Genomic DNA, 25640 nt, shown 5'->3' on the forward strand with positions numbered 1-25640 from the left:
GGCGGGCGGCGGTGCGGGGAGACCCGTACCGCCGCCCGTACCGCCGGGGAACAGTCCTGGACGAGCGGGCAATTCAGGAGAACCGCGCCGCGGGCACTCTTCCTACGGTGGGTCCGGCCGCTCCAGGCGAGTGCGTCGGAGGATGACGAGGACGGGGTCGAGCCCGTCGTCCCCGCCGAGGGACGGCAGCCGGGCCGGCCGACAATGTCGCAAGGGCTAGGGGGACCGTCTTATGCAAGCGCACACCTACGCACCAATGATGCCGGGGATGCCGGGGATGCCCGGCATGCACGCGGCAGCCACCGGCTGGGACAAGCTGGGCGCGATCCTGCTGCTGCTGTGGGCGGTCGGGATGTGGGCCGCCGTCTTCGGGCTCTGGTTCGCCAACCGGGGTCCGGTGCGGCGGCCCTGGCTGTACCGGGCCAGCGGGGCGGTGATCGTGGTCGGCGTGATCGGCCAGATCGGCCACCTCCAGGAGCACGTGGCCCAGGTCGGCTACTGGCTGGGCCACCCCAACAGCCCGGCGTGGATGACCCCGTGGGCCACCGGACTCGCCAAGGGCTACAACGTGGTCGACACCTCCAAGCCCACGCTGGGCATGGAGATCCTCCACCTGACCGGCAACTTCATCTTCCTGGCGGGCCTCGCGGCCGTCATGGTGATCACCAGCCACGCACGGGCCACCCAGACCCGCCGCTGGGGCCGGATGGGCGTGTGGATGCAGGGCATCCACGGCCTGGAGCACCTGTCGCTGACCCTGTCGGTGTGGCTCGGCGCGGACCGCGCGATCGGCCTGTCCACCTGGTTCGGGCAGATCCAGCCCGGCGTGGGCCTGACCACCTACCGCGTCTGGTGGCACTTCATCGCCAATGTCATCGGCTCCTGCATCTTCGGCATCGCCCTCTACCACCTGTGGCGCGAACGCCCCGTCATCGCCGCCTCGTACGACCTCGAACCAGCCGAGTCCCCCCGCCGCCGGGCCCCGTCCGGCGCCCCCGCACCGACGGTGAAGCCGTCGGCGGCGCCCGGCGGCAGTCCGGCCGTCTGACCAGGACACCCGGCCGGGCCGAGATGACGGGCCCGGCCGGGACCGCTCCAGGTGGGTATCTCCCTGGACGCCGCCACCGATGGACCGCCCTTCCTGACACCCCGCGCGGCCGCGCCGCGCGCCCTTTTCCGCGCCCCGGAAGTGCTGCTTTCCCGCCCCGGACAATCCATCGCGGGAAAGCCCACCGGGCCGTGCCGGAACCACCTTGCCCCGGCGGAGCAAAATAGCCGCTACCACTGGTAATACCGGCAATTCCGGTGGGAGCGGGGCGTCGTGCGGTGAACACGGGTAATGAGTGGGTGGTGGGGTGTAATCGCGGTAAGCATGGATGAACTTTGTGTTTCGTCGGTCAACCGGCATCCCCCCTGCCCGTAGATTTGCCGATGCGGATGCGCATGGCGGATTTTTCAGAACTAAATGCTGAGATACCACCTGGGGCGGGGGTACGGGATACGTGTCGGGATATTTAGACCAGATCTGGTCGTGGATAGTCGTCGTCACGGCGGAGACGTCGTGGCGCGAGGTGATGCCACTGGGGTTGGCGGGCCTGTTCGTATGGGGGTTGTGGCTGGTCCGGGCGGTGCTGTCGCGGTTCGCCAAGCCGGTGGTGAACGAGTTCCGGACCACGGTGTCCGTGGTGGTGCCGGCCTACCGCGAGGATCCGGACATCCTGCTGGACTGCCTGGAGACCTGGCTGGGGCAGGACCCGTCCGAGATCATCATCGTGCCGGACGTCGAGGACACCGAAGTGCTGCGCAGACTCGCGCAGGTGGAGGATCCGCGGGTGCGGGTGCTGGCCTTCGAGCACCGGGGGAAGCGCTCCGCGCTGGGCGTGGGCATCCGGGCCGCCAAGAGCGAACTCGTCGTGCTGGTCGACTCCGACACCCGCTGGGAGCCGGGGCTGCTCGCGGCGGTGCAGATGCCGTTCATCGACCCCGAGGTCGGCGGGGTCGGCACGCAGCAGAACGTCTACCAGCGCACGACCAGCGTATGGCGCCGTATCGCCGACTGGCTGGTGAACCTGCGCTACTACGACTACGTGCCCGCCATGGGCCGGGCCGGCGCCGTGGCGTGCCTGTCCGGGCGTACGGCGGCCTACCGGCGGTCGGCGATCGAGCCGGTACTGCCCAACCTGGAGAACGAGTTCTTCCTCGGCCGCCGCTGCGTGGCCGGTGACGACGGCCGGCTGACCTGGCTGGTGCTGGCGTCCGGCTACAAGACCGTGCACCAGTCCTCCGCCCACGCGCTGTCGATGTTCCCCTCGTCCTTCCGGGCCTTCGTCAAGCAGCGGGTGCGCTGGAGCCGCAACTCCTACCGCTGCTATCTGACCGCCGTGTACAAGGGCTGGATCTGGCGGGTGCCGCTGGTCACCAAGGTCACCGTGCTGCAGATCCTGGTGACCCCGGTGACGATGGGCATGGCGCTGAGCTATCTGCTGTTCAGCCGGCTCGAACTCACCGGCCGCGGGGTGGCGCTGGTGCTGATCTGGCTGCTCCTCGGCCGCGGGGTGCGCGGCTACTCGCACCTGCGCCGGCATCCGCAGGAGGTGTTCCTGCTGCCGCTGCTCGCCTTGGTGGTCATCATGATCTCGTTGCCGATCAAGCTGTACGCGTTCGTCACCATGAACAAGCAGGGCTGGCTGACCCGGACCAGCACCAGCATGGGCGGCGAGGGCCAGACCGCCGCCTCCCTCAGCGGCGGCGGCCCGCGCTCCGGCGCGAACACCCCCGACCAGGCAGGGGCCCTCCAGTGACGACCCGCCGTCCGTTACCCGCCTCGGGCCCGGTCCGGGCGATACGCCTGGCCGTGGTGCTCCCGCTCGTGGCCGCCCTGCTGCTGGCGGTCCCGGCGGCCACCGCCGGCGCCGCGCCGGCCGACGGCGCCAAGCCGACCGACGACCAGCAGATCACCCCCGCCGACGCCGACAACGAGGCCGCGCTGGTCGCCGCCGAGGACCACCGGCTGGACCAGGTCCGCGCGGTCGTCGCCGTCGCCGCACTCAAGGGCAACCGGTGGACGCGGCCGTACCGGCTCGACACCGGCAGCGGCTACACCCTGGTGCTGACCCAGCGCAGCGCGCCCTACGGTGTCTCGGACCTCATCGACCTGGCCCCCCAGACGTTCGTCCGCCGGCACGACGGCTCCTACCTGCTGACGGAGAACATCTACGTCGACGCGGGCGCCAAGCTGAACCTCTCCAGCCCGGGCGGCCTCGATCTGCTGCTGGCCAGCGACAACAAGGGCTTTGTGTCCATCATCTCGTTCGGCGGCCGGCTCACCTTGGCCGGCACCCCGCAGGCCCCGATGCGGATCAGCAGCTGGGACACCAGGACCGACAAGCCGGACACCGACGTCCGGGACGGACGGGCCTATGTCCGCGCGGTCGGCGGCCAGTTCAGCATGAACTACGCCCGGGTCGACGATCTCGGCTTCTGGAGCGGACGCACCGGCGGCCTCAGCCTCACCGGCACCGACCGGCCCGACACCAGCAACATCGAGGGCCCGGCGCCGGCGGCCGGCGCGGACCCCGGCGCCGACGGCACCGGGCAGCCCAGCAGCGGCGGCATCGTCGCCGAGCCGGCCGGCCCGCTGACGACACCGGACAGCCGCTTCTCGGTCCCGACGCTGTCCTATGTGTCGGCGGAGATCACCGACTCGGTCATCTCCGGCAATCTGTACGGGCTGTTCGTCTCCGGGGCCACCGGCGTCAACATCAGCAGGACCCAGGTGCGCGACAGCCTGGAGACCGGCGTGGTGATGCACCGCGGCGTCGTCAACGCGATCGTCGACCGTACGGTCTCGCAGGACAACGGCGGCGACGGCTTCGTGCTGTCCCGCGCCACGGAAGAGGTGCGGGTCACCGGCTCGAAGGCGCTGTCCAACGGCGGCAACGGCTTCACCCTCAGCGGCCGCCCGCTGGCCAGCGGCCCGTCCGCGTCCGGCGAGCCGATCAGCAGCTACGGCTCCAACTCGGTGTCCGACAGCATCGCCGAGGGCAACGGCCGCTACGGCATCGAGATCTTCGGGGGCACCGACGTCGGCGTGCAGAACAACCAGGTCGACGGCGGCGACATGGGCATCGTGGCCCGCAAGGACGCCAGCAAGGTGTCCATCACCGGCAACCACCTCACCGGCCAGAAGCGGCAGGGCATCTCGGTGCGCGACGGGGTGTCGGCGGCCACCGTCACCGGCAACATCGTGGAGGGCGCCGACACCGGCGTCTACGTCCGCGACTCGCAGGCCGAGGTGCGCGGCAACACCGTCCAGGACGTCACCAACCACGGGATCTCGCTGGTCGGCGATGTGGCCAAGTCCACCGTCTCCTACAACGTCGTCGCCGGGGTCGGCCCGAGCGCGGTGGACACCAGCCGGGCCCACGGACGCCTGACGGTCAAGGAGAACCAGACCTTCGCCTGGCACGACACGAGCTCCTTCTGGATCAAATTCCGGCACTACGCCAGCCCGATGACGCTGCTGTGGCTGTCCCTGCTGCTGATCATCCTGATCTCGGCGCTGCTGGGCGCCCGCCGCAGCAGCCGCCGGGGCCACCGGGTGATCGGTACGCACCCCTACGCGGACAAGGCGCCGCTGCCGAGCGCGGTCACCGAGGTCTCGCCGGTGAGCGCGGACCGCCACCCCGTCCCGGCGATGACGGAGTGACCGCCGCCTTACCGCCGGGGCGCCGGCCCCGCCCATCCGTCCCCGCCGAGCCGGAGTCACCGCCGATGCCAGTCCCGCCGCCCCCTTCCTCCCCTCCGTCGCCGCCGCATTCCCCGGAGGCGGCCGGACGGTCCCGGCTGCCCGGCGGGCCGGGCGCCTGGCTCGGCGGCGCCGCGCTCGTGGTCGCGCTGATCACCATGGGCATGGTCATCGCGGGGGTCGGCGGGAACAGCGGCGACGGACGCGGCGACGGCGGCCGGAGCGGTGGGTCCCCGTCCCGTACCACCGCGCGGGAATCCGGCACCGCGGCCGTCACCCGGACCACGAGCCCGGTGGAAACCGCCGACCCGGCCGCCGGCCCGACCGGTGACCCGGCCGGCGACCCCACGATCCTGACCGCCGATCCGACGATCCCGGCCGGCACTGGCGGCCCGCTCTCGACCGCGCCGGTCAGCTGCCCGGCCGCGACGGTCACGGTCACGGACGCCGTCACGCTCAAGAACGCCCTCACCAGGGCCAAGCCCGGCGACAGCATCCGGCTGGCCGACGGCACCTACGCCGGCCGCTTCACCGCCACGGTCGCCGGCAGCGCCAAGGCCCCGGTCTTCCTGTGCGGTGGTCCGGACGCGGTGATCGACGGCGGCGGCGTCAAGGGCGGTTACGCCGTCCACCTCGACGGCGCCAGCTACTGGCGGCTGGTGGGCTTCACCGTCCGCGACGCCCAGAAGGGCGTGGTGGCCGACCGGGTGCAGGGCGCGGTCCTCCAGGGCCTCACCGTCGAGCAGATCGGCGACGAGGCGATCCACCTGCGCGACTTCAGCTCGGACAACGTGGTCCGGGACAACACCGTCAGCACCACCGGGCTGCGCCGCGACAAGTTCGGCGAGGGTGTCTACATCGGCTCCGCCAAGTCCAACTGGTGCACCAACAGCGGCTGCAAGCCCGACGCCAGCAACCGCAACGCCGTGCTGGACAACCACATCAGCGGCACCACCGCCGAGGCCGTCGACATCAAGGAGGGCACCACCGGCGGCAAGGTCGTCGGCAACTCCTTCGACGGATCGAAGCTCACCGGCGACACCAACGACTCCTGGGTCGACGTCAAGGGCAACGACTGGCTGATCCAGGGCAACACCGGACGCCACTCCCCGGGAGACGGCTTCCAGACGCATCAGATCGTGGACGGCTGGGGTACCGGCAACGTCTTCAAGGGCAACAACTCGCAGGTGGACGGGCCGGGTTGGGCCTTCCACCTCACCTCGGACGGGAACGACGTCGCCTGCGACAACAAGGTGTACGGAGCGGCCCGGGGTCTCGCCAACGTCCCCTGCACACCGTGACCGACGTGGCCGACGTGACCGCGTGACCTGAACCCGACCCGACCCGACCCGACCCGCGTCCCGCCGACCGGTCGTGCCCCACCCCGACCGGCCGCACCGGCACAGCCCCGCTCCGCTCCGCCCAGCCCGCACACCGCCGCAGTGGCCACCCCGGCTCCGGCGGCGGTCCCGTGCACCGCGAAACACCCCGGCAGAAGCACACATACCGCTCATCGAAACCGATAACGCACTCGTGGAGGTCAGCATGACCCGGCCCGTCCCCCGTATCACCGTCATCGGCACCGGCTACCTCGGTGCCACCCACGCCATCTGCATGGCCGTCCTCGGCTTCGACGTCCTCGGTGTCGACGTCGACCGGGAGAAGGTCGACCGGCTGAACTCCGGCGAGGTGCCCTTCTTCGAGCCCGGACTGCCCGAACTGCTCACCAAGGCACTGGAGTCGGGCCGACTGCGCTTCACCACGAGCTTCGCCGAGGCCGGCGCGTTCGGCGATGTCCACTTCATCTGCGTGGGGACACCGCAGATGAAGGACTCGCACGCGGCGGACCTCACCTACGTCGACCGCGCGGTCGGCGACCTCGCCCAGCACCTGCACCGGCGTGCCCTGGTGGTCGGCAAGTCCACCGTGCCGGTGGGCACCGCCGCCCGGCTGACCGAGCTGGTGCGGCGGATCGCGCCGGCCGGTGAGGAGGTCGAACTCGCCTGGAACCCGGAGTTCCTGCGCGAGGGCTACGCCGTGGACGACACCCTGCGCCCGGACCGGCTGGTCTTCGGCACCGACTCCGCCTGGGCCGAGGAGCAGTTGCGGACCGTCTTCGCCTCGGTCATCGCCCAGGGCAGCCCGGTGGTGGTCACCGACATGACGACCGCGGAACTCGTCAAGGTCGCGGCCAACTCCTTCCTCGCCACGAAGATCTCGTACATCAACGCCATGGCCGAGATCTGCGAGGCCACCGGCGCCGACGTGACCGGGCTGGCCGAAGCGCTCGGCTACGACGACCGGATCGGCGGCCGGTTCCTCAAGCCGGGGCTCGGCTTCGGCGGCGGCTGCCTGCCCAAGGACATCCGCGCCTTCGCCCACCGCGCCGAGGAACTGGGCGTCGGCCAGGCCGTCGCCTTCCTGCGCGAGGTGGACGGCATCAACAAGCGGCGCCGCGCCCGTACCGTGGACCTGGTGCGCGAGCTGGCCGGCGGTGAACTGGCCGGCGCCCGGGTGACCGCGCTCGGCGCGGCTTTCAAGCCCGACTCCGACGACATCCGCGACGCTCCGGCGCTCGACGTGGCCAGGACCCTGCACGAGGCGGGCGCCGATGTCACCGTCGTCGACCCGGTGGCCACCGGGAACGCCCGCCGGGCCTATCCCGAACTCGCCTACAGCACCGACGCCATAGCGGCCGCGGCCGGCGCCGACGTGGTCGTGCTGCTCACCGAGTGGTCGCAGTTCCGCGAGATCGACCCGGAGGCGATGGGCGCGGTGGTCGCCGGGCGCCGCATCGTCGACGGCCGGCACGCCCTGGACCCCGCGCAGTGGCGCGCGGCCGGCTGGGAGTACCGCGCCCTGGGCCGCCCCTGACCGGCGTCCCCTGCCCGGCCGGAGTGCGCGAGCACTCCGGCACGAGCACCGCTCGCCGGCGGCCGGGCCACGGCCGGGGAGCGACGGCACCGTGCGCGGACCATTGACAGCGCGGCTGGCCGCCCGCATTGTGGGAGCGCTCCCACAGAGCGGCGGTCCGGCGCGTACGCAGACATCCCCCCACATCCCGCCTGTCGAAGGTGAGAATGCCGTGCGTCTCTTCCTGTCCCCCCGTCCCTCCCCGTCCCCGCGCTTCTCGCGGGGCCCCCGGCCCCCGCGGGGTCCGTCCGCACCCGACCGGTCGTTACAGAGGCACCGTCGTCTCCTGGCCGCCGCCTCGGCCGCCGCGCTCATGGGCGCCCTGCTGATGGGCGGCGCCTCCGCGCGGGCCGACGGCCCGTCCCCCCGCGTGGCCGGCGCCGGCGCCGATGTGACCGTCAACGCCAATGAGGGCCTGGGCACGATCCCCAGCACGGCCTACGGCCTCAACAGCGCCGTATGGGACGCCCAGATGAACGCGCCCGAGGTGCAGGACCTGCTCAAGGCGGCCGGCGTCGGCATGCTGCGCTACCCCGGCGGCTCCTACGGCGACATCTACCACTGGCAGACCAACACCGCGCCCGGCGGCTATGTCGCGCCCGGCACGGACTTCGACGCCTTCATGGGAACGGTGCGGAAGATCGGGGCCCAGCCGATCCTCATCGCCAACTACGGGTCCGGCACACCGCAGGAGGCCGCGGACTGGGTACGGTACGCCAACGTCACCAAGGGGTACGGCGCGAAATACTGGGAGGTGGGCAACGAGCTCTACGGCAACGGGCATTACGGCTCCGGCTGGGAGCAGGACGACCACCCGGACACCTCGCCCACCGCCTACGCGGACAACGTGCTCCAGTACGTGTCGGCGATGAAGGCGGTGGACCCGACGGTCAAGGTCGGCGCCGTTCTCACCATGCCGGGCAACTGGCCGGACGGGGTGATGGCCGCCGGCGAGAGCGCGGACTGGAACCACGCGGTGATCCCGCTGATCGCGGGCAAGGCCGACTTCGTGATCGTGCACTGGTACCCGAGCAGTCCCGACGCCGCGCACATGCTGGGCACCCCCTCGCAGCTCACCGGTGAACTCGCGCAACTGCACGACGAGTTGGACGCGGCCGGCGCGGGGGACACCCCGATCGCCCTCACCGAGGTCAACGGCGGCACCGCCGTGGACACCCAGCCCAACGCCCTGTTCGGCGCGGACGCCTACTTCACCGCCCTCCAGAGCGGGGTGTTCACGGTCGACTGGTGGGACACCCACAACGGCGCCCAGCAGATCTCCACGGCGCCCGACGGCGCCACCGACTACGGCGACTGGGGCGTGCTCTCCAGCGCCGGCTGTGTCGGCTCGGTGTGCGAACCGCCGCTGAACACGCCCTTCCCGCCGTACTACGCGATCAAGATGCTGAGCCAGCTCGGCCGCCCGGGGGACTCGATGGTCGGCTCGGGCAGCACCGACGCGACAGTGGCCGTCCACGCCGTGCACCGGGCGAACGGTGATCTGAGCGTCCTGCTGATCAACAAGGACCCCTCCGCCGCGCGGACCGTCACGCTGCACTACACCGGCTTCACCCCCGACCTCTCGGCGCCGGTCACCGTGTCCACCTACCGCGACGGGGCCGCCGCGATCGACACCGCCACCTCGGCGTACAGCGCGGACCGGACCCTGCCGCCGTACTCGCTGACCACCGTCACCCTGCACGCCAAGGCCGGCACGTCCTCGGCCCTGTCCGCGCCCGGCGCGCCGAAGGTGACCGCGGCCGGCGACACCACCGCCACCGTGAGCTGGACCCCGTCCACCGGGGGCGCGGTCACCCGCTACGAGGTCTACCGGCAGGTCGGCACCACCAGCGAACTGCTCGCGGACAGCACGGGCACCTCCGCCACCGTCCACAACCTCACTCCCGGCACCACCTTCACCTGGAACGTCCTGGCCCGGGACGCGGCCGGCCGGCTGTCGGCGCCTTCCGCCCCGGTCACCGTGCGCACCGGCACACCGGCCGACTCCACCTGCCGGGTCGCCTACCGGACCACCGCCGGCTGGGGCAACGGCTTCAACGCCGAGGTCACGGTCACCAACACCGGCCCGGCGCAGATCACCGGCTGGACACTGGCCTTCGACTTCCCCGGCGCCGGCGAATCCGTCAGCGGTTTCTGGAACGCGCAGGTCAGCCAGACCGGCCGGCAGGTCGTGGCCACCCCGGTGGACTGGAACGCCACGCTGGCCGCGGGCGGCGGCAACTCGGCGTCCTTCGGCTTCACCGGCGCCAACGACGGCGCGGCGCCGCCGCCGACCGTCTTCACGCTCAACGGCACGGTCTGCGCCACCACCTGACCGAGCGGGCCCGACCGCCGGCTTCCGTGGTCCCGGCGGCGGACGTCTGTCCCAGGCGTCCGCCGCCCGGCCCCTTTCCCCCCACCTGTCTCCACCGCCCTCCCAGGAGGACGCCATGCCCGGATTCCGCACCTTCCTCTCCAGGGCCGGCATCGCGCTGACCGCCCTGCTCCCGCTGACCCTGACGGCGGTCGCCGCCGCCCCGTCCGTCCACGCGGCGCCGGCCACTGCGGCGGCTTCGTCGTCGGCTTCCTCGTCTGCCGCGTCGCCGTCCTCGTACAACTACGCCGAGGCGCTCCAGGACTCGATGCTCTTCTACGAGTCCCAGCGCTCGGGCAAGCTGCCCGCCGACAACCGGGTCGGCTGGCGCGGCGACTCCGACCTCACCGACGGCGCCGACGCCGGAATCGATCTGACCGGCGGCTATCACGACGCCGGTGACGAGGTGAAGTTCGGCTTTCCCATGGCGTTCTCCATGACCATGCTCGGCTGGGGCGGCCTGGACGAGGCCGCCGGCTACACCAAGAGCGGCCAGAGCACGTATCTGCTGCGCAATCTGCGCTGGGGCGACGACTGGCTGCTCAAGGCGCACCCCTCGCCCAACGTGCTCTACGGCCAGGTCGGCGACGGCGGCAGCGACCACGCGTTCTGGGGGCCGCCGGAGGTCAATCCGTCACCGCGGCCGTCCTTCAGGATCGACGCCTCCTGCCCCGGCTCGGACCTCGCGGGCGAGGCCGCCGCCGCGCTCGCCTCCTCGTCCATGGTCTTCAAAACGAGCGACCCCATCTACGCGGCCACCCTGTTGACCAATGCCAAGCAGCTGTACACCTTCGCGGACACTTACCGGGGGACGTACGACAAGTGCGTCACCGCGGCGCAGGGCTACTACAACTCCTGGAGCGGCTACTGGGACGAGCTGGTCTGGGGGGCGATCTGGCTGTACCGGGCCACCGGCGACACCGCCTATCTCGCCAAGGCGGAGACGTACTACGCCCAACTGCCGAAGATGCAGCAGACCACCACCCCCGAGTACAACTGGACGCTCGCCTGGGACGACAAGTCCTACGGCGACTATGTGCTGCTCGCCGAACTGACCGGCAAGCAGGCCTACATCGACGACGCCGAACGCTGGCTGGACTGGTGGACCACCGGTGTGGACGGCAAGAAGGTCGCCTACTCGCCCGGCGGCGAGGCATTCCTCGACACCTGGGGCTCGCTGCGGTATTCCGCCAACACCGCTTTCGTGGCACTGCAGTTCAGCGGCTGGCTGACCGGCCGGGGCACGGACGCCGCCAGGGCGCTGACCTACCACGACTTCGGCGTCCGGCAGATCGACTACGCGCTCGGCGACAACCCGGCCGGGGAAAGCTACGAGATCGGGTTCACCAACTCCGGCAAGAACACCGCGTGGCCGCGCAACCCGCACAGCAGGGCCGCCCACGGCTCCTGGTCCCAGTCGATGACCGAACCCACCGCCACCCGCCACCTCGACTACGGTCTGCTGGTCGGCGGCCCCGGCTCCGCCGACGACGGATTCTCCGACGACCGCGCCAACTACGGTGAGACCGAAGGCGCACTCGACTACAACGCCGGTTTCTCCGGCGCGCTGGCGGCACTCACCGCGCAGTACGGCGGCACCCCATTGGCGAATTTCCCGCCCAAGGAGACCCCGGACGGCCCCGAGGAGTTCACCCAGGCCGCGGTGAACGCGGCGGGTACGAACTTCTACGAGATCAAGGCGCAGGTGGTCAACAAGTCCGGCTGGCCCGCCCGTCACCTCACGCAGGGCAGCTTCCGCTACTACTTCACCCTCGACGCCGGCACCAGCCCGTCCCAGGTGACCCTCACCTCGGCCTACAACCAGTGCTCCGCACCGAGCGGTCCCACCTTCTACGCCGACAACATCTACTACCTGACGGTGAGTTGCGCGGGCCAGGACATCGCCCCGGCCGGGCAGTCCGCCTTCCACCGCGAGGTGCAGTTCCGGCTGACCTTCCCCGGCCCGCACGATCCGACCCGCGACTGGTCCTACCAGGGCGTCTCCACCACGCCCGGCTCGGCCCCGGTCACCGTGCACGACATCGTGCTCTACGACGGCGCCACCGCGGTCTGGGGCGACGCGCCCGGCACCTCCGGTACGCCCCCCGGCAACCCCACGCCTACGCCGCCGTCCGCGCCCGGTGCCCCGGTCGCCTCCGCGGTCACCGCCACCTCGGTCACCCTCACCTGGCCCGCCGCCACCCCCGGCAGCCGGCCCCTGGCCGGCTACCAGGTGTTCGCCGACAGCGGGTCCGGCCCGGTCCGCTCCGGCAGCGGAACGGTCGCCGGGACCTCGACGACGATCACCGGACTCACCCCGGCGACCGCCTACGCCTTCACCGTGAAAGCGCTCGACGACACGGGGACCGCCTCGGCCGCCTCCCCGCCGGTGACTGTCTCCACCAGGCCCGCCGCGACGGGCGCGGGCTGCGCGATCGCCTACACCGTCACCAGCGACTGGGGCGCCGGCTTCCAGGGAGACATCAAGATCACCAACACCGGCCCGGTCGCGGTGAACGGCTGGACGCTCGGCTGGACCTTCGGCGGCGATCAGCGGATCGGCAACGCCTGGGGCGCCACAGTCACCCAGAACGGCCAGAGCGTCACGCTGCGCGACGCCGGATACGACGCCGCGATCGCGCCCGGAGCCCTGGTCGACATCGGGTTCACCGCCACCTACAGCGCCCGCAATCCGGTGCCGCAGCAGCTGACGCTCAACGGAACGGTGTGCATGACCCCCTGAGGTCTGCCCGGCTCACCGCGTGACCGGCGGCCGGGCATCCCGACAGCCGGGCGGGCCGGGACCCTCGCGGTCCCGGCCCGCCCTCCGCCGTCAGGGGCACGGGATGTCGCGGTGGGCGCGGGCCCGGCCGGTCCCGGGTGGAGAGCGCGGGTTCAACCCGGGCTCCACCCACGGGTTGAAGGTTTCCGGGAGCCCGCGCCGCACAGTCGGGGTATGAGTCTTTCCGAGTGGATCATCGACCTCGCGCTCCTCCTGATCGTCTTCCGCCAGCTGCGGGAGGAGCGGCTGAGCGCCCGTACCGTCCTGCTGCCGCTGGCCCTGATGGGATGGGCGGCCAGCCAGTATCTGCGGGAGATACCGACCGCGGGCAACGACCTGGCGCTGATCGCGCTGTTCACCGCGATCGGGGTGGTCTTCGGCCTCGCCGGGGGCCTGCTCACCCGGGTCCGGTACGCGGACGGGCACGCGTGGGTGAAGGCGACGGCCGGCGCGGCGGCCCTGTGGGTGCTCAGCATGGGCTTCCGCCTCGGCTTCGCCGTCTGGTCCTCGCACTCCTCGGGCGCCGCGCACCTCACCAGCTTCTCCGCCGCCCACCACATCACCACCAGCCAGGCATGGGTGACCGCGCTCCTCCTGATGGCGTTCGGCGAGGTCGTTTTCCGCGTGGGTACGATCGTGGTACGGGGCCGGCTGCTCACCGCACGCGCCGGCCGGCCGGCATCGCCCGGCGCGGTCCCCGCGGCCCGTCCCGGCACATACGTCTGACCGGGCCGGACAGCGAGACCGGACAGACAGCGGCCGGACAGTCAGCGGCCGGAGAGCGGAGACCGGACGGCGGCGGCCGGACCGCGCGGGCCGCACCGCGTCCGGTCCGGACCGGCCGGCGCCCGGCAAGCTGGCGCCGGCCGTCGAGCGATGGGACCCAGGGATGCCGACCGAGCAGCGCACCAACGGTACGAGGCGGTGGCCGTCCCTGGACCGCCGCGATCTCACCGGCGGGGCCATGATGCTCGCGTGCGGGGCGGTGACCGTGCTCGCGGCGGTCGGCCCGACCCGCCGGCTCGTCGTCGGCGTCCTCGTCCTGTGCGCCGAAATCGGCCTGCTGGCGTCCCGGCGGACCCGGCCGTCGTACGGTGCGGCATGCGCGGTCGCGGTCACCATCGGCGCCGGACTGGCCGCCGTCGCGCTGGCGCCGAACGGCCTCGGCGAGGTCCCGGTGCTGGCCGGCGCCTCCGTCCTGCCGCTGTGCGTACCGGCGGGTCCGCCGCGCGTGGCGGGCGTCGTGGCGGTGTCGGTCGCCTTCGGGGTCACCATCGCGGCCGTCTCCGGCAGCCCGGCCGGCCTGCTGGCCGGCGTGGGTACCTGGGCCATCGCCGACCGGTCCGTCGAGCGCCGCGCCCTGCGGGCCGAAAGGGACCGGGCCGTCGCCCTGCTGGCCGAGGTGGAGGCGTCCCGGCAGGCGCGGCAGGAGGCCGCCGCCGCCGAGGAGCGCAACCGCATCGCCCGGGAGATGCACGACGTACTCGCGCACAGCCTGGCCGGCCTGTCCGTACACCTCCAGGCCATCCGCGCGATCGCCCGCCGGGAGAATTCCCCCGCCTCGCTGACCGGCCCCCTCGACCGCGCGGCCGGCCTCGCCCGCGACGGCGTCCAGGAAGCGCGCGCCGCCGTCGGCGCCCTGCGCGCGCCCCACCTGCGCGGTGTCGACGACCTCAAGGCGCTGGTCGTCGGCTTCCCCGGCGACGCGGACCTGCGCATCAACGGCCGCCCCGGCCGGCTGGACCCCGAGGCGGGCCACGCGGTGTACCGCGCGGTGCAGGAGGCCATGACCAACGCGGCCCGCTACGCCACCGGCAGCCCCATCGAGGTGCGCGTGGACTGGGAGGCGGGCGAGCTGCGGGTCGCCGTCCGCGACCACGGCCTGCCGGCCGGGCACCGGGGGTCGGGGGTGCGGGGCGGCGGGACGGGACTGCGGAGCATGAGCGAGCGGATCGAGGCGGCCGGCGGCACGGTGAGCGCCGGGCCGCGGCCGGACGGGACCGGCTGGCGGATCGCGCTGCGGGTACCGGTGGCCGAGGCGGCTTCGGCGGCGGCTTCCGCACCCGCCGCCGAGGGGCCGGGAGCGGCGGGCGGCGACGGCGGGAAGATGGGGGCGTAGGCGGCCCGGCCGCCAGTCCGGACGCCGTGCCGCCGGACGCCGGGCGCGTGCGGAAAGGCGGAAAGGTGACGATTCGGGTGCTGGTGGCCGACGACCAGGCGGTGGTGCGCGACGGGGTCGTCCTGCTGCTGTCGTCGGCCGATGACATCGAGGTGGTCGGCGAGGCGGGCGACGGCGGCACGGCCGTACGGCTGGCGGCGGAGCTGAGGCCGGACGTCGCCCTCGTCGACCTGCGGATGCCCGTACTGGACGGCGCCGAGGTGACCGCCCGGCTGGCCGCCGCCGGCAGCGGGGTCCGGGTGCTGATCCTCACCACGTACGCCGACGACGACGCGGTGCTTCCGGCGCTGCGGGCGGGAGCGGCCGGCTACCTGACGAAGGACGCCACCGGCGAGGCGCTGCTGGACGCGGTCCGCGAGGTCGCCGCCGGACGGACCGTCCTCGACCCCGCGGTCCAGCGGCGCCTGGTCCAGCTGCTCGTCCTCAAGGCCGACAACGCCGACAACGCAGACAAGGCCGCCGAGCCGGACGCCGCCGCCCCGTCACCGGCGGCCCCGGGCGGCCGGCCGCCCGGGGCCGAGGGGCTCACCCGCCGCGAGGTCGATGTCGTCCGGCTCGTCGCCCAGGGCCTCAACAACCGGCAGGTGGCTCAGGCGATGGTGGTCGGCGAGGCGACGGTCAAGACGCACCTCAACCACGTCCTCGCCAAGCTGGCGATGGACGACCGCGCCGCCCTGATCGCCTGGGCCTGGCGGTCCGGCCTGGCCGACCGGTCCGGCGGGACCGATGGGCCCGGCCGGCCCGGCCGCTAGGAGACTTCCCGGGTGTACGGCTGATCCGGCGCCGGACCCTACGTCGCCCGCCCCGCACCCGCCCCCGGCGGACGGACGCGAGGGCGGACGCGCGGCCGGGGGCGGAGAGCCGTCAGGCGGTGAGGGTGGCCGGGTCGCTGGTGCTCGCGGCGCCGGTCTCCACGTGCCCGGCGAAGCGCCGCACATACGCGGTGTCGGCGCCGGAGGTGACCGTGATGTCGTACCAGCGGTTGCCGGCCGCCACGCCCCACCCCGGGACGCTCTGCGAACCGCCCGCCTTCACGGTGTAGGTGTAGTGCTGGGTGGGCGCGTAGGCATCGGTCGCGGTGAAGGTGACCGAGCCGGGGCCGGGGTTGCTGAACACCAGCGTGACGTGCCCGGTGGCGGCGTCGTGCCGGGCGGTCACCTCGGGGCCGACCGAACCCGCCGTGCCGGCCATACGGCGCAGGAAGCCGTTCGGCCCGGAGACGGAGAAGTCGTAGCGGGACGACGCGGCGGGCATCGCCCAGCTGTCGGTCAGGGTCTTGCCCGCCTCGACCGTGTAGGGCCAGGGGCCGTCGGTGCGTACGGCGGAGGTGACGAGGAAGGCCGCGCCCGCCGCGCCGAGGCTGCTGAAGGTGAACTGCATCCGCCCGCCGACCGGCGCGGTGTCGGCGGCCAGGTTGTACGGCAGCGGGCGGGCGTTGCGCAGGCCGGCCTCCTGCTTGGGCACGGCGCCGGTGGCCGGCGGGGCCGGGACGTAGTTGCCGGGGTTGTTGTGGTTGGGCGGGGCGTAGCCGCCGGTGCCGGGGAGCACGGGCGCGGCCGGGTTGCTGCGGGTGAAGTCGAACGCCGCCGTGAGGTCGCCGCAGACGGCGCGGCGCCAGGGCGAGACATTGGGGCTGCGTACCCCGAACCGCTTCTCGATGAACTGCACGATCGAGGTGTGGTCGAAGGTCTGGGAGCACACCCAGCCCCCGGTGCTCCAGGGCGACAGGACCAGCATCGGCACGCGCGGCCCGAGCCCGTACGGCCCGGCGGCGTACCCGGACTGGCCGCCGTTGTAGAGATCCTGGGTGACGTCGGCGGTGGACAGGCCCCGGGCGGCGGAGGCGGGCGGGAACGGCGGCACCACGTGGTCGAAGAAGCCGTCGTTCTCGTCATAGGTGAGGAAGACGGCCGTCCGGCTCCACACGTCGGGGTCGGCGGTCAGCGCGGCCAGCACCTGGGAGACGTACCAGGCGCCGTAGTTGGCGGGCCAGTTGGGGTGCTCGCAGAAGGCCTCGGGGGCGGCGATCCAGGAGACCTGGGGCAGCTTCCCGGCCAGCACGTCGGCCTTGAGCTGGTCGAAGTAGCCGTCGCCGCCCTGGACATGGGTGCCGGTGCGCGCCTTGTCGTACAGCGGGTTGCCGGGCTTGGCGTTGCGGTACTGGTTGAAGTAGAGCAGTGAGTTGTCGCCGTAGTTGCCGATGAAGGCGTCGCTGGTCCAGCCCCAGCCGCCGGGAGCGTCCAGGCCGGTGCCGGTGTCCTGGTAGACCTTCCAGGAGACGCCCGCCTTCTCCAGCACCTCAGGGAAGGTGGACCAGCCGTAGCCGGCCTCCTCGTTGCCCAGCACCGGGCCGCCGCCCTTGGCGTCGTTGCCCGTGTATCCCGTGTACATGTAGTAGCGGTTGGGATCGGTGGAGCTGAGCATCGAGCAGTGGTAGGCGTCGCAGATGGTGAACGCGTCGGCGAGGGCGTAGTGGAAGGGGATGTCCGCGCGGGTGAGGTACGCCATCGTGGTCGTCGTCTTGGCCGGGATCCAGCGGTCGTAGTTGCCGCCGTTCCACGCCTGGTGGGTGCCGGACCAGCTGTGGTCGAGGTCCTGGATGAACTGCAGGCCCAGGTTGTCGGCGTTCGGCCGGAAGGGCAGCGTCTCGTGCCCGGAGGAATTCGCCTGGTGGAAGACGCTCTTGCCGCTGGGCAGGGTGGCCGGACGCGGGTCGCCGAAGCCGCGGACGCCTCGCAGGGTGCCGAAGTAGTGGTCGAAGGAACGGTTCTCCTGCATCAGGACGACGACGTGCTCGACGTCCTGGAGCGTCCCGGTCCCGGCGGCGGCCGGGATCGCGGCGGCCTTGGCGATGCCGTCGCTGAGCACGGACGCGGCGGTGGTGGCTCCGGCGAGCTGAAGGAACCTTCGGCGGTTGACGTTGGGCATGGCGGGCTCTCCTGACATCCGGTGCGAGCGGCCCGGGCGGCGGGCGTGCCCGCGCGATGGCGCGCGCCGCCGAAACTGGTGCGAAATGCCTGCTCAGCCATGACGCGCACGGGGTGATGACGGCCCGCACATGGTGACAACGCCTGGTGAACGGCCCTGTGCCGCGGCCCGTCCGGCGGCCGACGGACAGAAGACGTGGCGGGTGCGCGAGCGGGGCCCGCGCTATAAGATGTGACGGTCTGTTGGGCGAGGGGGGCTCGTGCCGGAGTTAACGCAGTTGCTGATGCCGGACGGCCAGGTCATCTGGGCGACCGTGGAGTCCGACGGCCAGGGCCGGCCTGACGACGGTCCCAGCGATTCCGGGCTGGCCGAGGATGCCGTCGAGCGGCTGCGGGGGTTGCAGGAATCCCTGCGCTCGGTGGCCGCCAGTGTGCACGGGGCGGTGTCCGCCGTCCGACCGGACGAGATCACGGTGTCGTTCGGACTGGAGCTGGCGGTCAGCAAGCACGGGGTCGTCGCCGCGTTGGCCGGCGCGGGGGGCAAGGCCACGCTGGGCGTCACCTTGAAGTGGACGCCCGACTCCTCCGCTCCGGCGGTCCCCGCGGCGGCGGTTCCGGCCGGACCGGCCCCGGCGGGACCCCCGGCCCCCGCAGGCCCCGCACCCGCCCCCGTCGCGTAGCGACCGGGAGCCGGCGATGCGGCGGGACACAGCGGTCTCAGGGCTGGAGACGCTGCTCGGCGAGTGTCTGGTGCTCGTCCGGGGCAGGGAGACGGGCAGCGGTTTCTTCGTGGCGCCGGGCTGGGTCGTCACCTGCGCGCATGTGGCCGGCGCCGCGGTCGGTGACGAGATCGCGATCACCTGGCACGGCCGGAGGCATACCGGCACCGTCCGCGCCGCGGCGGGGGAGCCGCGCAGCCGCGTCTGGACGGCACCCGACCTCGCCGTGGTCCAGCTGGCGGACCTCACCGATCATCCGTGCGTCCGGTTGGACGGCACCCGGCCCCCGCAGGCCGGCTCACTGACGGCGGCCGGCCACTCCTCCACCTGGGACACCGGGGAGGGGATCACGCCGCGCGTCGCCTTCTTCACACACGGCGGGCGCCAGGAACTCCAGGGGGTTCCGATGGTCGCGCTGGCGGGCGAGGAGGTGAACCACGGCTTGTCCGGCGGTCCGGTGCTCAACCCCGAGACCGGGGGCGTGTGCTCGGTGGTCAAGGGGACCCGGCAGGTGAACTCCCCGATGGGCGGTCTCGCCACCCCGGTCGACGCACTGCGCCTCCTGGACCCGGATGTCTACAGCACCCTCATCAGGGCCCACGACCGGTTCCACGGCACCGACACGCGGTGGAGCCGACTGGCGGAGGCCGTCGTCAAGGACCGGGAAGCCCCGGCCCTCCCGTCGGCCGACACCCGCCAGATACTCGGCCAGCTGGCCGCCCTGCCGCCGGTGACCTCGACCGGCGACCTGACCAGGGCGTTCGCGGACGCCGCCCCTGAGCACGCCCAACTGCCCCGGCACTACCCGCTGCTCGACCTGCGGGACGCCTTCACCGAGCTGGCGGCCCTCGAGGAACCCGAGGACCGGCAGCTTCCCTATCCGCTGGCCCTCGCGGCGGATCTGGTGCGCCGGACGACCGGGGAGGGACGATCGGACGAGGTGCGGGACCTGCGGGACGCGGTGGTGACCGCCGCCGCCCACGTCCGGCGGGAAGCGGGCGCCCGGGAGCGTCTCAACGCCGGTCCCGTCTCGGCGCGGCGTGAGTACCCCTCCATCCTGTGCCGCATCCGACCGTTGGCCCGGGACCACCGGCTCTTCCACGCCGCGGTCTGGCACTATCGCTCGGCGACCGACATCACCCCCGCCGGAGAATCCGCTCCGCTGCCGCTGGCCGGAGCGTTCGCCTGGCTCAAGGACAGCCTGCCGGAGCACATCCGTGTCATGGGAGGCGCCACGGACCCCGGACTCATCGAGGTGCTGCTGCCCGTCGAGGCGATGGACGAGGCCATAGAGGAATGGGCGCTGTGGCCGGGCCGCGCGTCGGCACTGGGCCGCAAACAGCGCGTGGTGCTGCGGGCGCTGGAGCGGCATGACGACATCGATCTGCTGGCCGGCTGGAAGACGCGCTGGGACCGGTTGCACGGCAGGCAGGTCACCGGCGCGCTGTGGTGCGTCTGCGGACGGGACCGGCAGCGCGTGGACGCGCTGGAGGCGTTCATCGACACCCATCCGGAGCGGGCCGCGCTGGTGCTGGCCGGCTCGCCCCGGACGGAGACGGCCGCCGACGCCTACCGGGTCGCGATCGAGGCCGGCGTACCGGTCATCGTCTGGCGGCGCGGCTCCCCCCTGGGCGAACGGGGCAGTGTGATCTGCGGGTTCCCCGGGGACACGCCCTGCTCCGGGAACCCGTTCCTCTCCGCGGTGTGCGTCGCCCTGGACGGGTCGGGGCGGGACGAGGTGCCCGAGAGAGTGCGTGTGCTGCGTAACGACGCCCTTCTCACCCAGGACGCCGATCACGTCGGCGGACGCATCGCGGTGCTCTGGGACGACCCGGGGCGCCGCCTGCCCGACGCCCGGCTGCGACCGGCCGAGGAAGGACAACCCGCGTGAACGACTGGCGGATCTACCGGGGCGAGGCCGCTCCGCACGACGACATCGGTCTGCTGCCCCCGCCGCCGCCCTGGCGGGACTTCGCCCTGTCGGCGCCCGACCGCGCCGAGGACGGGCACCATGTCACCGAGCTGACGCCGGAGGAACGCGACGCGGGCGCCGACTCCGGGCGCAGGCTCCCGAGGGCCGCCGCCTACCACGTCGACGCACGCACCGTGGAGGCCGTGAACACCGCGCTGTACCTGCGCCGGCCGCTGCTGGTGACCGGCGACCCGGGCGTCGGCAAGTCCTCGCTGGCGCACGCCGTCGCCCGCGAGCTGCGGCTGGGCCGGGTCCTGCGCTGGCCGGTCAACAGCCGCACCACGCTGCGCGACGGGCTCTACCGCTACGACTCGCTCGGCCGGCTGGAGGAGGCCGGTGTGAACCGGGAGGGCGGCGGGACCGGCACCACCGGCGACCTGGGCCGTTTTGTGCGCCTCGGCCCGCTCGGCACCGCCCTGGCGCCGTACGCGCTGCCCCGCGTGCTCGTGGTCGACGAGATCGACAAGGCGGACATCGACCTGCCCAACGACCTGCTCGACGTCTTCGAGGAGGGCACCTTCGAGATCCCGGAGCTGTCCCGCGCCGCCGACGCCCATCCGGTGGTGGAGGTCAGGCCGGCCGACGACGGCCGCCGCGTCACGGTCCGGCACGGTGTCGTGCACTGCCACACCTTCCCGTTCGTGATCCTGACCAGCAACGGCGAACGCGATTTCCCGCCGGCCTTCCTGCGCCGCTGCGTCCGGCTGCACCTGTCACCGGGCGCCGACCGCGATCGGCTGCGGGCCATCGTCCGCGCGCACCTGCCGACGGCCGACGAGGACGCCGACCGGATCATCGAACGCTTCGTCCAGCACGCCGCCACCGGCGAGCTGGCCGTCGACCAACTGCTCAACGCGGTCTACTTCATGGGCCACGCCGTCGGCCAGGACGTCCCCGACATGGAGCGGGTGGCCGATCTGATCTTCCAGCACCTGAATACGACGGTCCCCACCGAATGAGCCCCCAGGGCAGTGACGCCGCCGGCCGGAAGCCAGCCGGCGGCGTCGCGGACCTCGGAAGCCTGCTGGCCGCCCTGGGCCCACCGGACCAGCCGCCGTCACCGCGCGAGGTGGCCGAACTCGTCTGGCTCGCCGACCATCTGCCGTCCCGGCCGGTACGGGCCGCCCCGTCCTCCGCGCCGGCCACCGCGGACACCGCGGCGGGCGAGGCCCAGGACCGGCCGGCCGCGCAGGTGACCGGCCCGGCCGTCGGCCCCACCCGGCTGTACGTCTCCTCCGAGACGGCCGCCCCGGCGGCCGACGGGCCGACCGGCGACCGGCTCTCGCCGATCCGGCTGGCCGGGGCCGCCGCGCTGCCGGGCACCCGCGGCCTGGCCCGCGCGCTGCGCCCGTTCAAACGCCGGACACCGCAGCGGTTCGCCTCCGTGCTCGACGAGGATCTGACCGCGGACTGGATCGCGCGCTCCGAGCAGTGGATGCCGGTGCTCCGGCCCGCCGACGGCCGGTGGCTGTCCGCGGTCCTCGTCCTGGACGAGTACAGCGGCAGCGCCGCCTTCTGGGACCCGATCGCCCGCGAACTGCACCGCTTCCTCCAGCTGTCGGGAGCCTTCGTCGAGGTGCGGCTCCGCCGGCTGCGGCCGGGGCGGGGCGAGCTTCCCGCGCTCGTGGCCGATCCGGGATCGCCGCCGCTGGATCCCGGGACCTGGTCCGGCGACCGGGCGGGGCGGCGGATCACCCTGGTCCTCACCGACCTGGTGGCGCCGCAATGGCGTTCCCCGGAACTGGGGCGGCTGCTGCGGGTGTGGGCCGCCGCGGGGCCGGCCGCGGTCGTCCAGATGCTCCCCGAACACCTCTGGCAGCGCACGGCGTTCCCGCCGGCCAGCGGCCGGTTCCGGGTGGCCGGGGGCGCGCGTCCCACGACGGAGACCCGGTGGACGCCCTACGGCCTGTCGGGCCGCCGACGGGCCCGCGGCGCGGACCGGGACCGGATCGCCGTCCCCGTACTCGAACTGACTCCCGAATGGCTGAGCCCCTGGGCGAACGCGGTCGCCTCCGGCGGCGACTTCGACGGCGCCGCCCTGCTGGTACCCGGCCCCGGCGCGCCGCCGGCAAGGTTCCCGCCGGCGGAACGGCACGCGGACCCGCTCGCGGTGTTCCGCGCCACCGCCTCCCCCGAGGTCTTCCGGCTCGCCGCGTATCTGGCCGCCGTGCCGCTGACTCCGCCGATCATGCGAATGGTCCAGACCACCATGATGCCCGGCAGTCCTCCCTCCGCGCTGGCCGAAATCGTCTTCAGCGGACTGCTGGAGCGCGTGCCCGGCGCCACCGACGACCCTCGCGGCGGCGGCTACGAGTTCACGGCCGGAGTGCGCAAGCAGTTGCGCGGCACGATCCGCCGTGACGAGGTCGAGGACGTCCAGGCCGCGCTGTCCGCCTTCCGTCCCGACCATCTCCCCTCCGGGGCGCGTTTCACCGCCGCGGTCACCGACCCGGCCGGCCCCGACCTCCGGCCGCCCGGAGCCGAGCACTGGGCCGAGACCCCCCGCCCCCTGCGCATGCGCCAGGGCCGCGGCGCCGAGTCGCCGGCCACCGCGAACGAGACGCCGGAGAACGCCCGGGGGGATCGCGGCGGCCTCCCCGGCGAGCCGTCGCCGGACCGCTTCGCCCGGCCCGCCGCCGATCCGTCGGCGCAGCGCGACGGCGCCGCGGCGGAGTCCGTACGAGCGGTGGGTGTCTCCCGGGGCGGCCCGGCGGGGACGCCTCCCGGCGCGGCGGCCGCGGGCGGCACGAGCCGGAACCCCGCGGAGGAGGCCGCGGGGCTCGCCGACCCCGCCCAGCGGCACACCGGGGCTGCCGGGGACGACGGGCCCGCCGAGGACGCCGCCGCGGTGCTCGCCCGCCGGGGGATCGCCCATCTGCGCGCGGACCGCTACGAGGAGGCCGTCGCGGATCTGACGGCGGCCCTCACTCTCGAACCCGGCGACTCCGAGGTCCTCGCCCGCCGGGGAGAGGCCCATCTGCTGGCGGACCGGTACGACGAGGCTGTCACCGATCTGACGGCCAGTCTCACGCTGGACCCCGCCTCCGCCGAGGCTCTGGCTCACCGGGGGGTAGCCCATCGGCTGGCGGGCCGGTACGAGGAGGCTGTCGCCGATCTGACGGCCAGTCTCGCGCTTGAACCGACCTCCGCGTTGGCCCTCGCCCAGCGGGGGGAGACCCATCGGCTGACGAGGCGGTACGAGGAGGCGCTCACCGATTTCACCGCCATCCTCGCTCTCACACCCGGCGATGCCGAGGTACTCGCCCACCGGGGGCAGGTTTTCCGGCTGGCGGGGCGGTACGACGAGGCGGTCGCCGATCTGACGGCCAGTCTCACGCTGGACCCCGCCTCCGCCTGGGCGCTCGCCCAGCGGGGAGAGGCCCATCGGCTGGCGGGGCGCTTCGAGGAGGCGCTCGCCGACTTCACGGCCGCCCTCGAACTGAGGCCCGGCTATGCCTGGGCGCTCGCCCACCGGGGGCAGACCTACCGGCTTCCGGAACGGTACGAGGAGGCGCTCACCGACTTCACCGCAGCCCTCGAACTCGAACCCGGCGACGCCTGGGCCCTGGGGCAGCGGGGCGTCACCTACCGGTTGGCGGAGCGGTACGAGGAGGCGGTCGCCGACCTGACGACCGCCCTCGAACTCGAACCCGGCGACGCCTGGACCTTGGCGCAGCGGGGCATCGCCCACCGGTTGGCGGGGCGGTACGAGGAGGCGGTCGCCGATCTGACGGCCGCCATCGGCCTGGAGCCGGGCTACGCCTGGGTACTCAGTGACCGGGGTCTGGCCTACCGCTTCATGGGCCGGTACGAGGAAGCGGTCGCCGACTTCACCGCTTCCCTCGCTCTCCGACCCAGCGATGCCTGGACCTTGGGGCAGCGGGGCATCACCCACCGGTTGGCGGGGCGGTACGAGGAGGCGGTCGCCGATCTGACGGCCGCCATCGCCCTCGGGCCCGACTTCGCCTGGGTGCTCGGCGAGCGTGGTGTGGCCCACCGCCTGCTGGGCCGGTACGACGAGGCGGTCGCCGACTTCACGGCCGCCCTCGGCCTCAAGCCCGACTACGCCTGGGCGCTCGTCCAGCGCGGGGAGACCCATCGGCTGGCGGAGCGGTACGACGAGGCCGTCGCCGACCTGACGGCCGCCCTCGAACTGGACCCCACGGACGGCTGGGCCCTCGGCTCCCGGGGACAGGCCCATCGGCTGGCGGGGCGGTACGAGGAGGCCCTCGCCGACCTGACGGCTTCGCTGGGCCTGGAGCCCCGCTATGCCTGGGCGCTCGACGACCGCGGTCTGGTCCACCGCCTGATGGGTCGGTACGACGAGTCGGTCGCCGACTTCACCGCTTCCCTCGGCCTCAGGTCCGACTGGGCCTGGACCCTCGTCCAACGCGGCATCACCCATCGGCTGGCCGGTCGCTACGAGGAGGCGGTCGCCGACTTCACCGCCTCCCTCGGCCTCGACTCCGACGACGAGTGGGCGCTGGCCCAGCGGGGGGAGGCCTACCGCCTCATGGGCCGCTACGACGAGTCCGTGGCCGATCTGACGGCCGCCGCCGAGCTGGACCCCTCCGATCCCTGGGCCCTCGCGGACCGCGGTCTGACTTACCGTCAGATGAAGCGCTACGAGGACGCGCTGACGGACTTCCGCCGGTCCATCGAACTCGCCCCCGAGGACGACTGGCTGCACCACGAGACGGCGCTGGCCCTGACCCTTTCCGGGAAGACCGGAGCCGAGGAGGAGTGGCAGCGGGCGGTGCGGATACTCCTCGCGGAGACGGCCCAGGACGGCCCTGGCGCGGCGCACGCCAGGGGTAACTACATGGTGGTCCTCTGCGCGATGAGGGAGTGGACGGCGGCGGCGGAACAACTGGAGATCTTCCTCGCGTCCTCCCCGGGACGGCAGCGGACGACCGAGGCCCTGACGGATCTGGCGGAATTGGCCGCCACCATCTCCCTTGACCCGGAAAGACTCGAACCCCTCCGGCGCCGCCTGCGCCAGGCCCTCGACGCAGCCTGATCCGCTC

At 73.1% G+C, this 25640-nt stretch carries 15 protein-coding genes; 14 read left to right on the forward strand and 1 reads right to left on the reverse strand.

Annotation, left to right across the window (positions count from 1 at the left end; all coding sequences use genetic code 11):
* Positions 1-268: 268 nt before the first annotated feature.
* From ACFO3J_RS23430 to ACFO3J_RS23475, 10 genes are all read left to right on the forward strand, one after another.
* Positions 269-1048, forward strand: coding sequence for a DUF6008 family protein (locus ACFO3J_RS23430; RefSeq protein ID WP_386432471.1), 780 nt, complete (start codon positions 269-271; stop codon positions 1046-1048).
* Between the two features lie 454 nt (positions 1049-1502).
* On the forward strand, positions 1503-2801 hold the full coding sequence (locus tag ACFO3J_RS23435) for a glycosyltransferase family 2 protein (RefSeq protein WP_386432473.1): 1299 nt from the start codon (positions 1503-1505) through the stop codon (positions 2799-2801).
* A 53-nt stretch (positions 2802-2854) separates the two neighbouring features.
* Complete coding sequence (locus tag ACFO3J_RS23440; RefSeq protein WP_386432476.1) at positions 2855-4708, forward strand: right-handed parallel beta-helix repeat-containing protein; 1854 nt, start codon at positions 2855-2857, stop codon at positions 4706-4708.
* A gap of 65 nt (positions 4709-4773) precedes the next feature.
* Entirely contained in the window at positions 4774-6048 is a 1275-nt protein-coding gene (locus ACFO3J_RS23445) for a right-handed parallel beta-helix repeat-containing protein (protein WP_386432478.1), read from the forward strand.
* Between the two features lie 244 nt (positions 6049-6292).
* Positions 6293-7621, forward strand: coding sequence for a UDP-glucose dehydrogenase family protein (locus tag ACFO3J_RS23450; protein WP_386432480.1), 1329 nt, complete (start codon positions 6293-6295; stop codon positions 7619-7621).
* Between the two features lie 352 nt (positions 7622-7973).
* A complete protein-coding gene (locus ACFO3J_RS23455) occupies positions 7974-9995 on the forward strand; it encodes a cellulose binding domain-containing protein (protein ID WP_386432483.1) in 2022 nt (673 codons plus the stop codon).
* Between the two features lie 115 nt (positions 9996-10110).
* Positions 10111-12777, forward strand: a complete 2667-nt coding sequence (locus tag ACFO3J_RS23460) for a glycoside hydrolase family 9 protein (protein ID WP_386432486.1) — start codon at positions 10111-10113, stop codon at positions 12775-12777.
* A gap of 213 nt (positions 12778-12990) precedes the next feature.
* Positions 12991-13542 (forward strand): hypothetical protein, encoded by a 552-nt coding sequence (locus ACFO3J_RS23465; protein WP_386432489.1) that lies wholly within the window; start codon positions 12991-12993, stop codon positions 13540-13542.
* A 163-nt stretch (positions 13543-13705) separates the two neighbouring features.
* On the forward strand, positions 13706-14935 hold the full coding sequence (locus tag ACFO3J_RS23470) for a sensor histidine kinase (protein ID WP_386432492.1): 1230 nt from the start codon (positions 13706-13708) through the stop codon (positions 14933-14935).
* Between the two features lie 65 nt (positions 14936-15000).
* Positions 15001-15747, forward strand: a complete 747-nt coding sequence (locus tag ACFO3J_RS23475) for a response regulator (protein WP_386432495.1) — start codon at positions 15001-15003, stop codon at positions 15745-15747.
* A gap of 112 nt (positions 15748-15859) precedes the next feature.
* Here the strand turns inward: ACFO3J_RS23475 and ACFO3J_RS23480 are convergent, their stop codons facing one another.
* Positions 15860-17923 carry a phosphocholine-specific phospholipase C gene (locus ACFO3J_RS23480; RefSeq protein WP_386432498.1) on the reverse strand — a complete coding sequence of 688 codons (2064 nt, stop codon included), beginning with the start codon at positions 17921-17923 and terminating at the stop codon, positions 15860-15862.
* A gap of 259 nt (positions 17924-18182) precedes the next feature.
* On the opposite strand from ACFO3J_RS23480, the gene ACFO3J_RS23485 reads away from it, so the two are divergent.
* From ACFO3J_RS23485 to ACFO3J_RS23500, 4 genes are read left to right on the forward strand one after another with little or no spacing between them, the layout of a single operon-like run.
* Positions 18183-18602: a CU044_2847 family protein gene (locus ACFO3J_RS23485; protein WP_386432500.1), complete on the forward strand. Its 420-nt coding sequence runs from the start codon at positions 18183-18185 to the stop codon at positions 18600-18602.
* 16 nt (positions 18603-18618) lie between these two features.
* Complete coding sequence (locus ACFO3J_RS23490; protein ID WP_386432502.1) at positions 18619-20532, forward strand: VMAP-C domain-containing protein; 1914 nt, start codon at positions 18619-18621, stop codon at positions 20530-20532.
* On the forward strand, positions 20529-21572 hold the full coding sequence (locus ACFO3J_RS23495; RefSeq protein WP_386432504.1) for an AAA family ATPase: 1044 nt from the start codon (positions 20529-20531) through the stop codon (positions 21570-21572). The genes ACFO3J_RS23490 and ACFO3J_RS23495 overlap by 4 nt, the downstream gene beginning before the upstream one ends.
* Positions 21569-25633, forward strand: a complete 4065-nt coding sequence (locus ACFO3J_RS23500) for an SAV_2336 N-terminal domain-related protein (RefSeq protein WP_386432506.1) — start codon at positions 21569-21571, stop codon at positions 25631-25633. The genes ACFO3J_RS23495 and ACFO3J_RS23500 overlap by 4 nt, the downstream gene beginning before the upstream one ends.
* The last annotated feature ends 7 nt before the right edge of the window (positions 25634-25640 follow it).

The sequence above is a fragment of the Streptomyces polygonati genome, from assembly GCF_042650325.1.
GTDB classification, from domain to species: domain Bacteria; phylum Actinomycetota; class Actinomycetes; order Streptomycetales; family Streptomycetaceae; genus Actinacidiphila; species Actinacidiphila polygonati.

Bases quoted from the DNA above. Each gene is read 5' to 3' on its own strand.
- ACFO3J_RS23430 (WP_386432471.1), top strand. From the start codon at position 269: ATGCCGGGGATGCCCGGCATGCACGCGGCAGCCACCGGCTGGGACAAG.
- ACFO3J_RS23445 (WP_386432478.1), top strand. From the start codon at position 4,774: ATGCCAGTCCCGCCGCCCCCTTCCTCCCCTCCGTCGCCGCCGCATTCC.
- ACFO3J_RS23450 (WP_386432480.1), top strand. From the start codon at position 6,293: ATGACCCGGCCCGTCCCCCGTATCACCGTCATCGGCACCGGCTACCTC.
- ACFO3J_RS23455 (WP_386432483.1), top strand. From the start codon at position 7,974: ATGGGCGCCCTGCTGATGGGCGGCGCCTCCGCGCGGGCCGACGGCCCG.
- ACFO3J_RS23460 (WP_386432486.1), top strand. From the start codon at position 10,111: ATGCCCGGATTCCGCACCTTCCTCTCCAGGGCCGGCATCGCGCTGACC.
- ACFO3J_RS23465 (WP_386432489.1), top strand. From the start codon at position 12,991: ATGAGTCTTTCCGAGTGGATCATCGACCTCGCGCTCCTCCTGATCGTC.
- ACFO3J_RS23470 (WP_386432492.1), top strand. From the start codon at position 13,706: ATGCCGACCGAGCAGCGCACCAACGGTACGAGGCGGTGGCCGTCCCTG.
- ACFO3J_RS23480 (WP_386432498.1), bottom strand. From the start codon at position 17,923: ATGCCCAACGTCAACCGCCGAAGGTTCCTTCAGCTCGCCGGAGCCACC.
- ACFO3J_RS23490 (WP_386432502.1), top strand. From the start codon at position 18,619: ATGCGGCGGGACACAGCGGTCTCAGGGCTGGAGACGCTGCTCGGCGAG.
- ACFO3J_RS23500 (WP_386432506.1), top strand. From the start codon at position 21,569: ATGAGCCCCCAGGGCAGTGACGCCGCCGGCCGGAAGCCAGCCGGCGGC.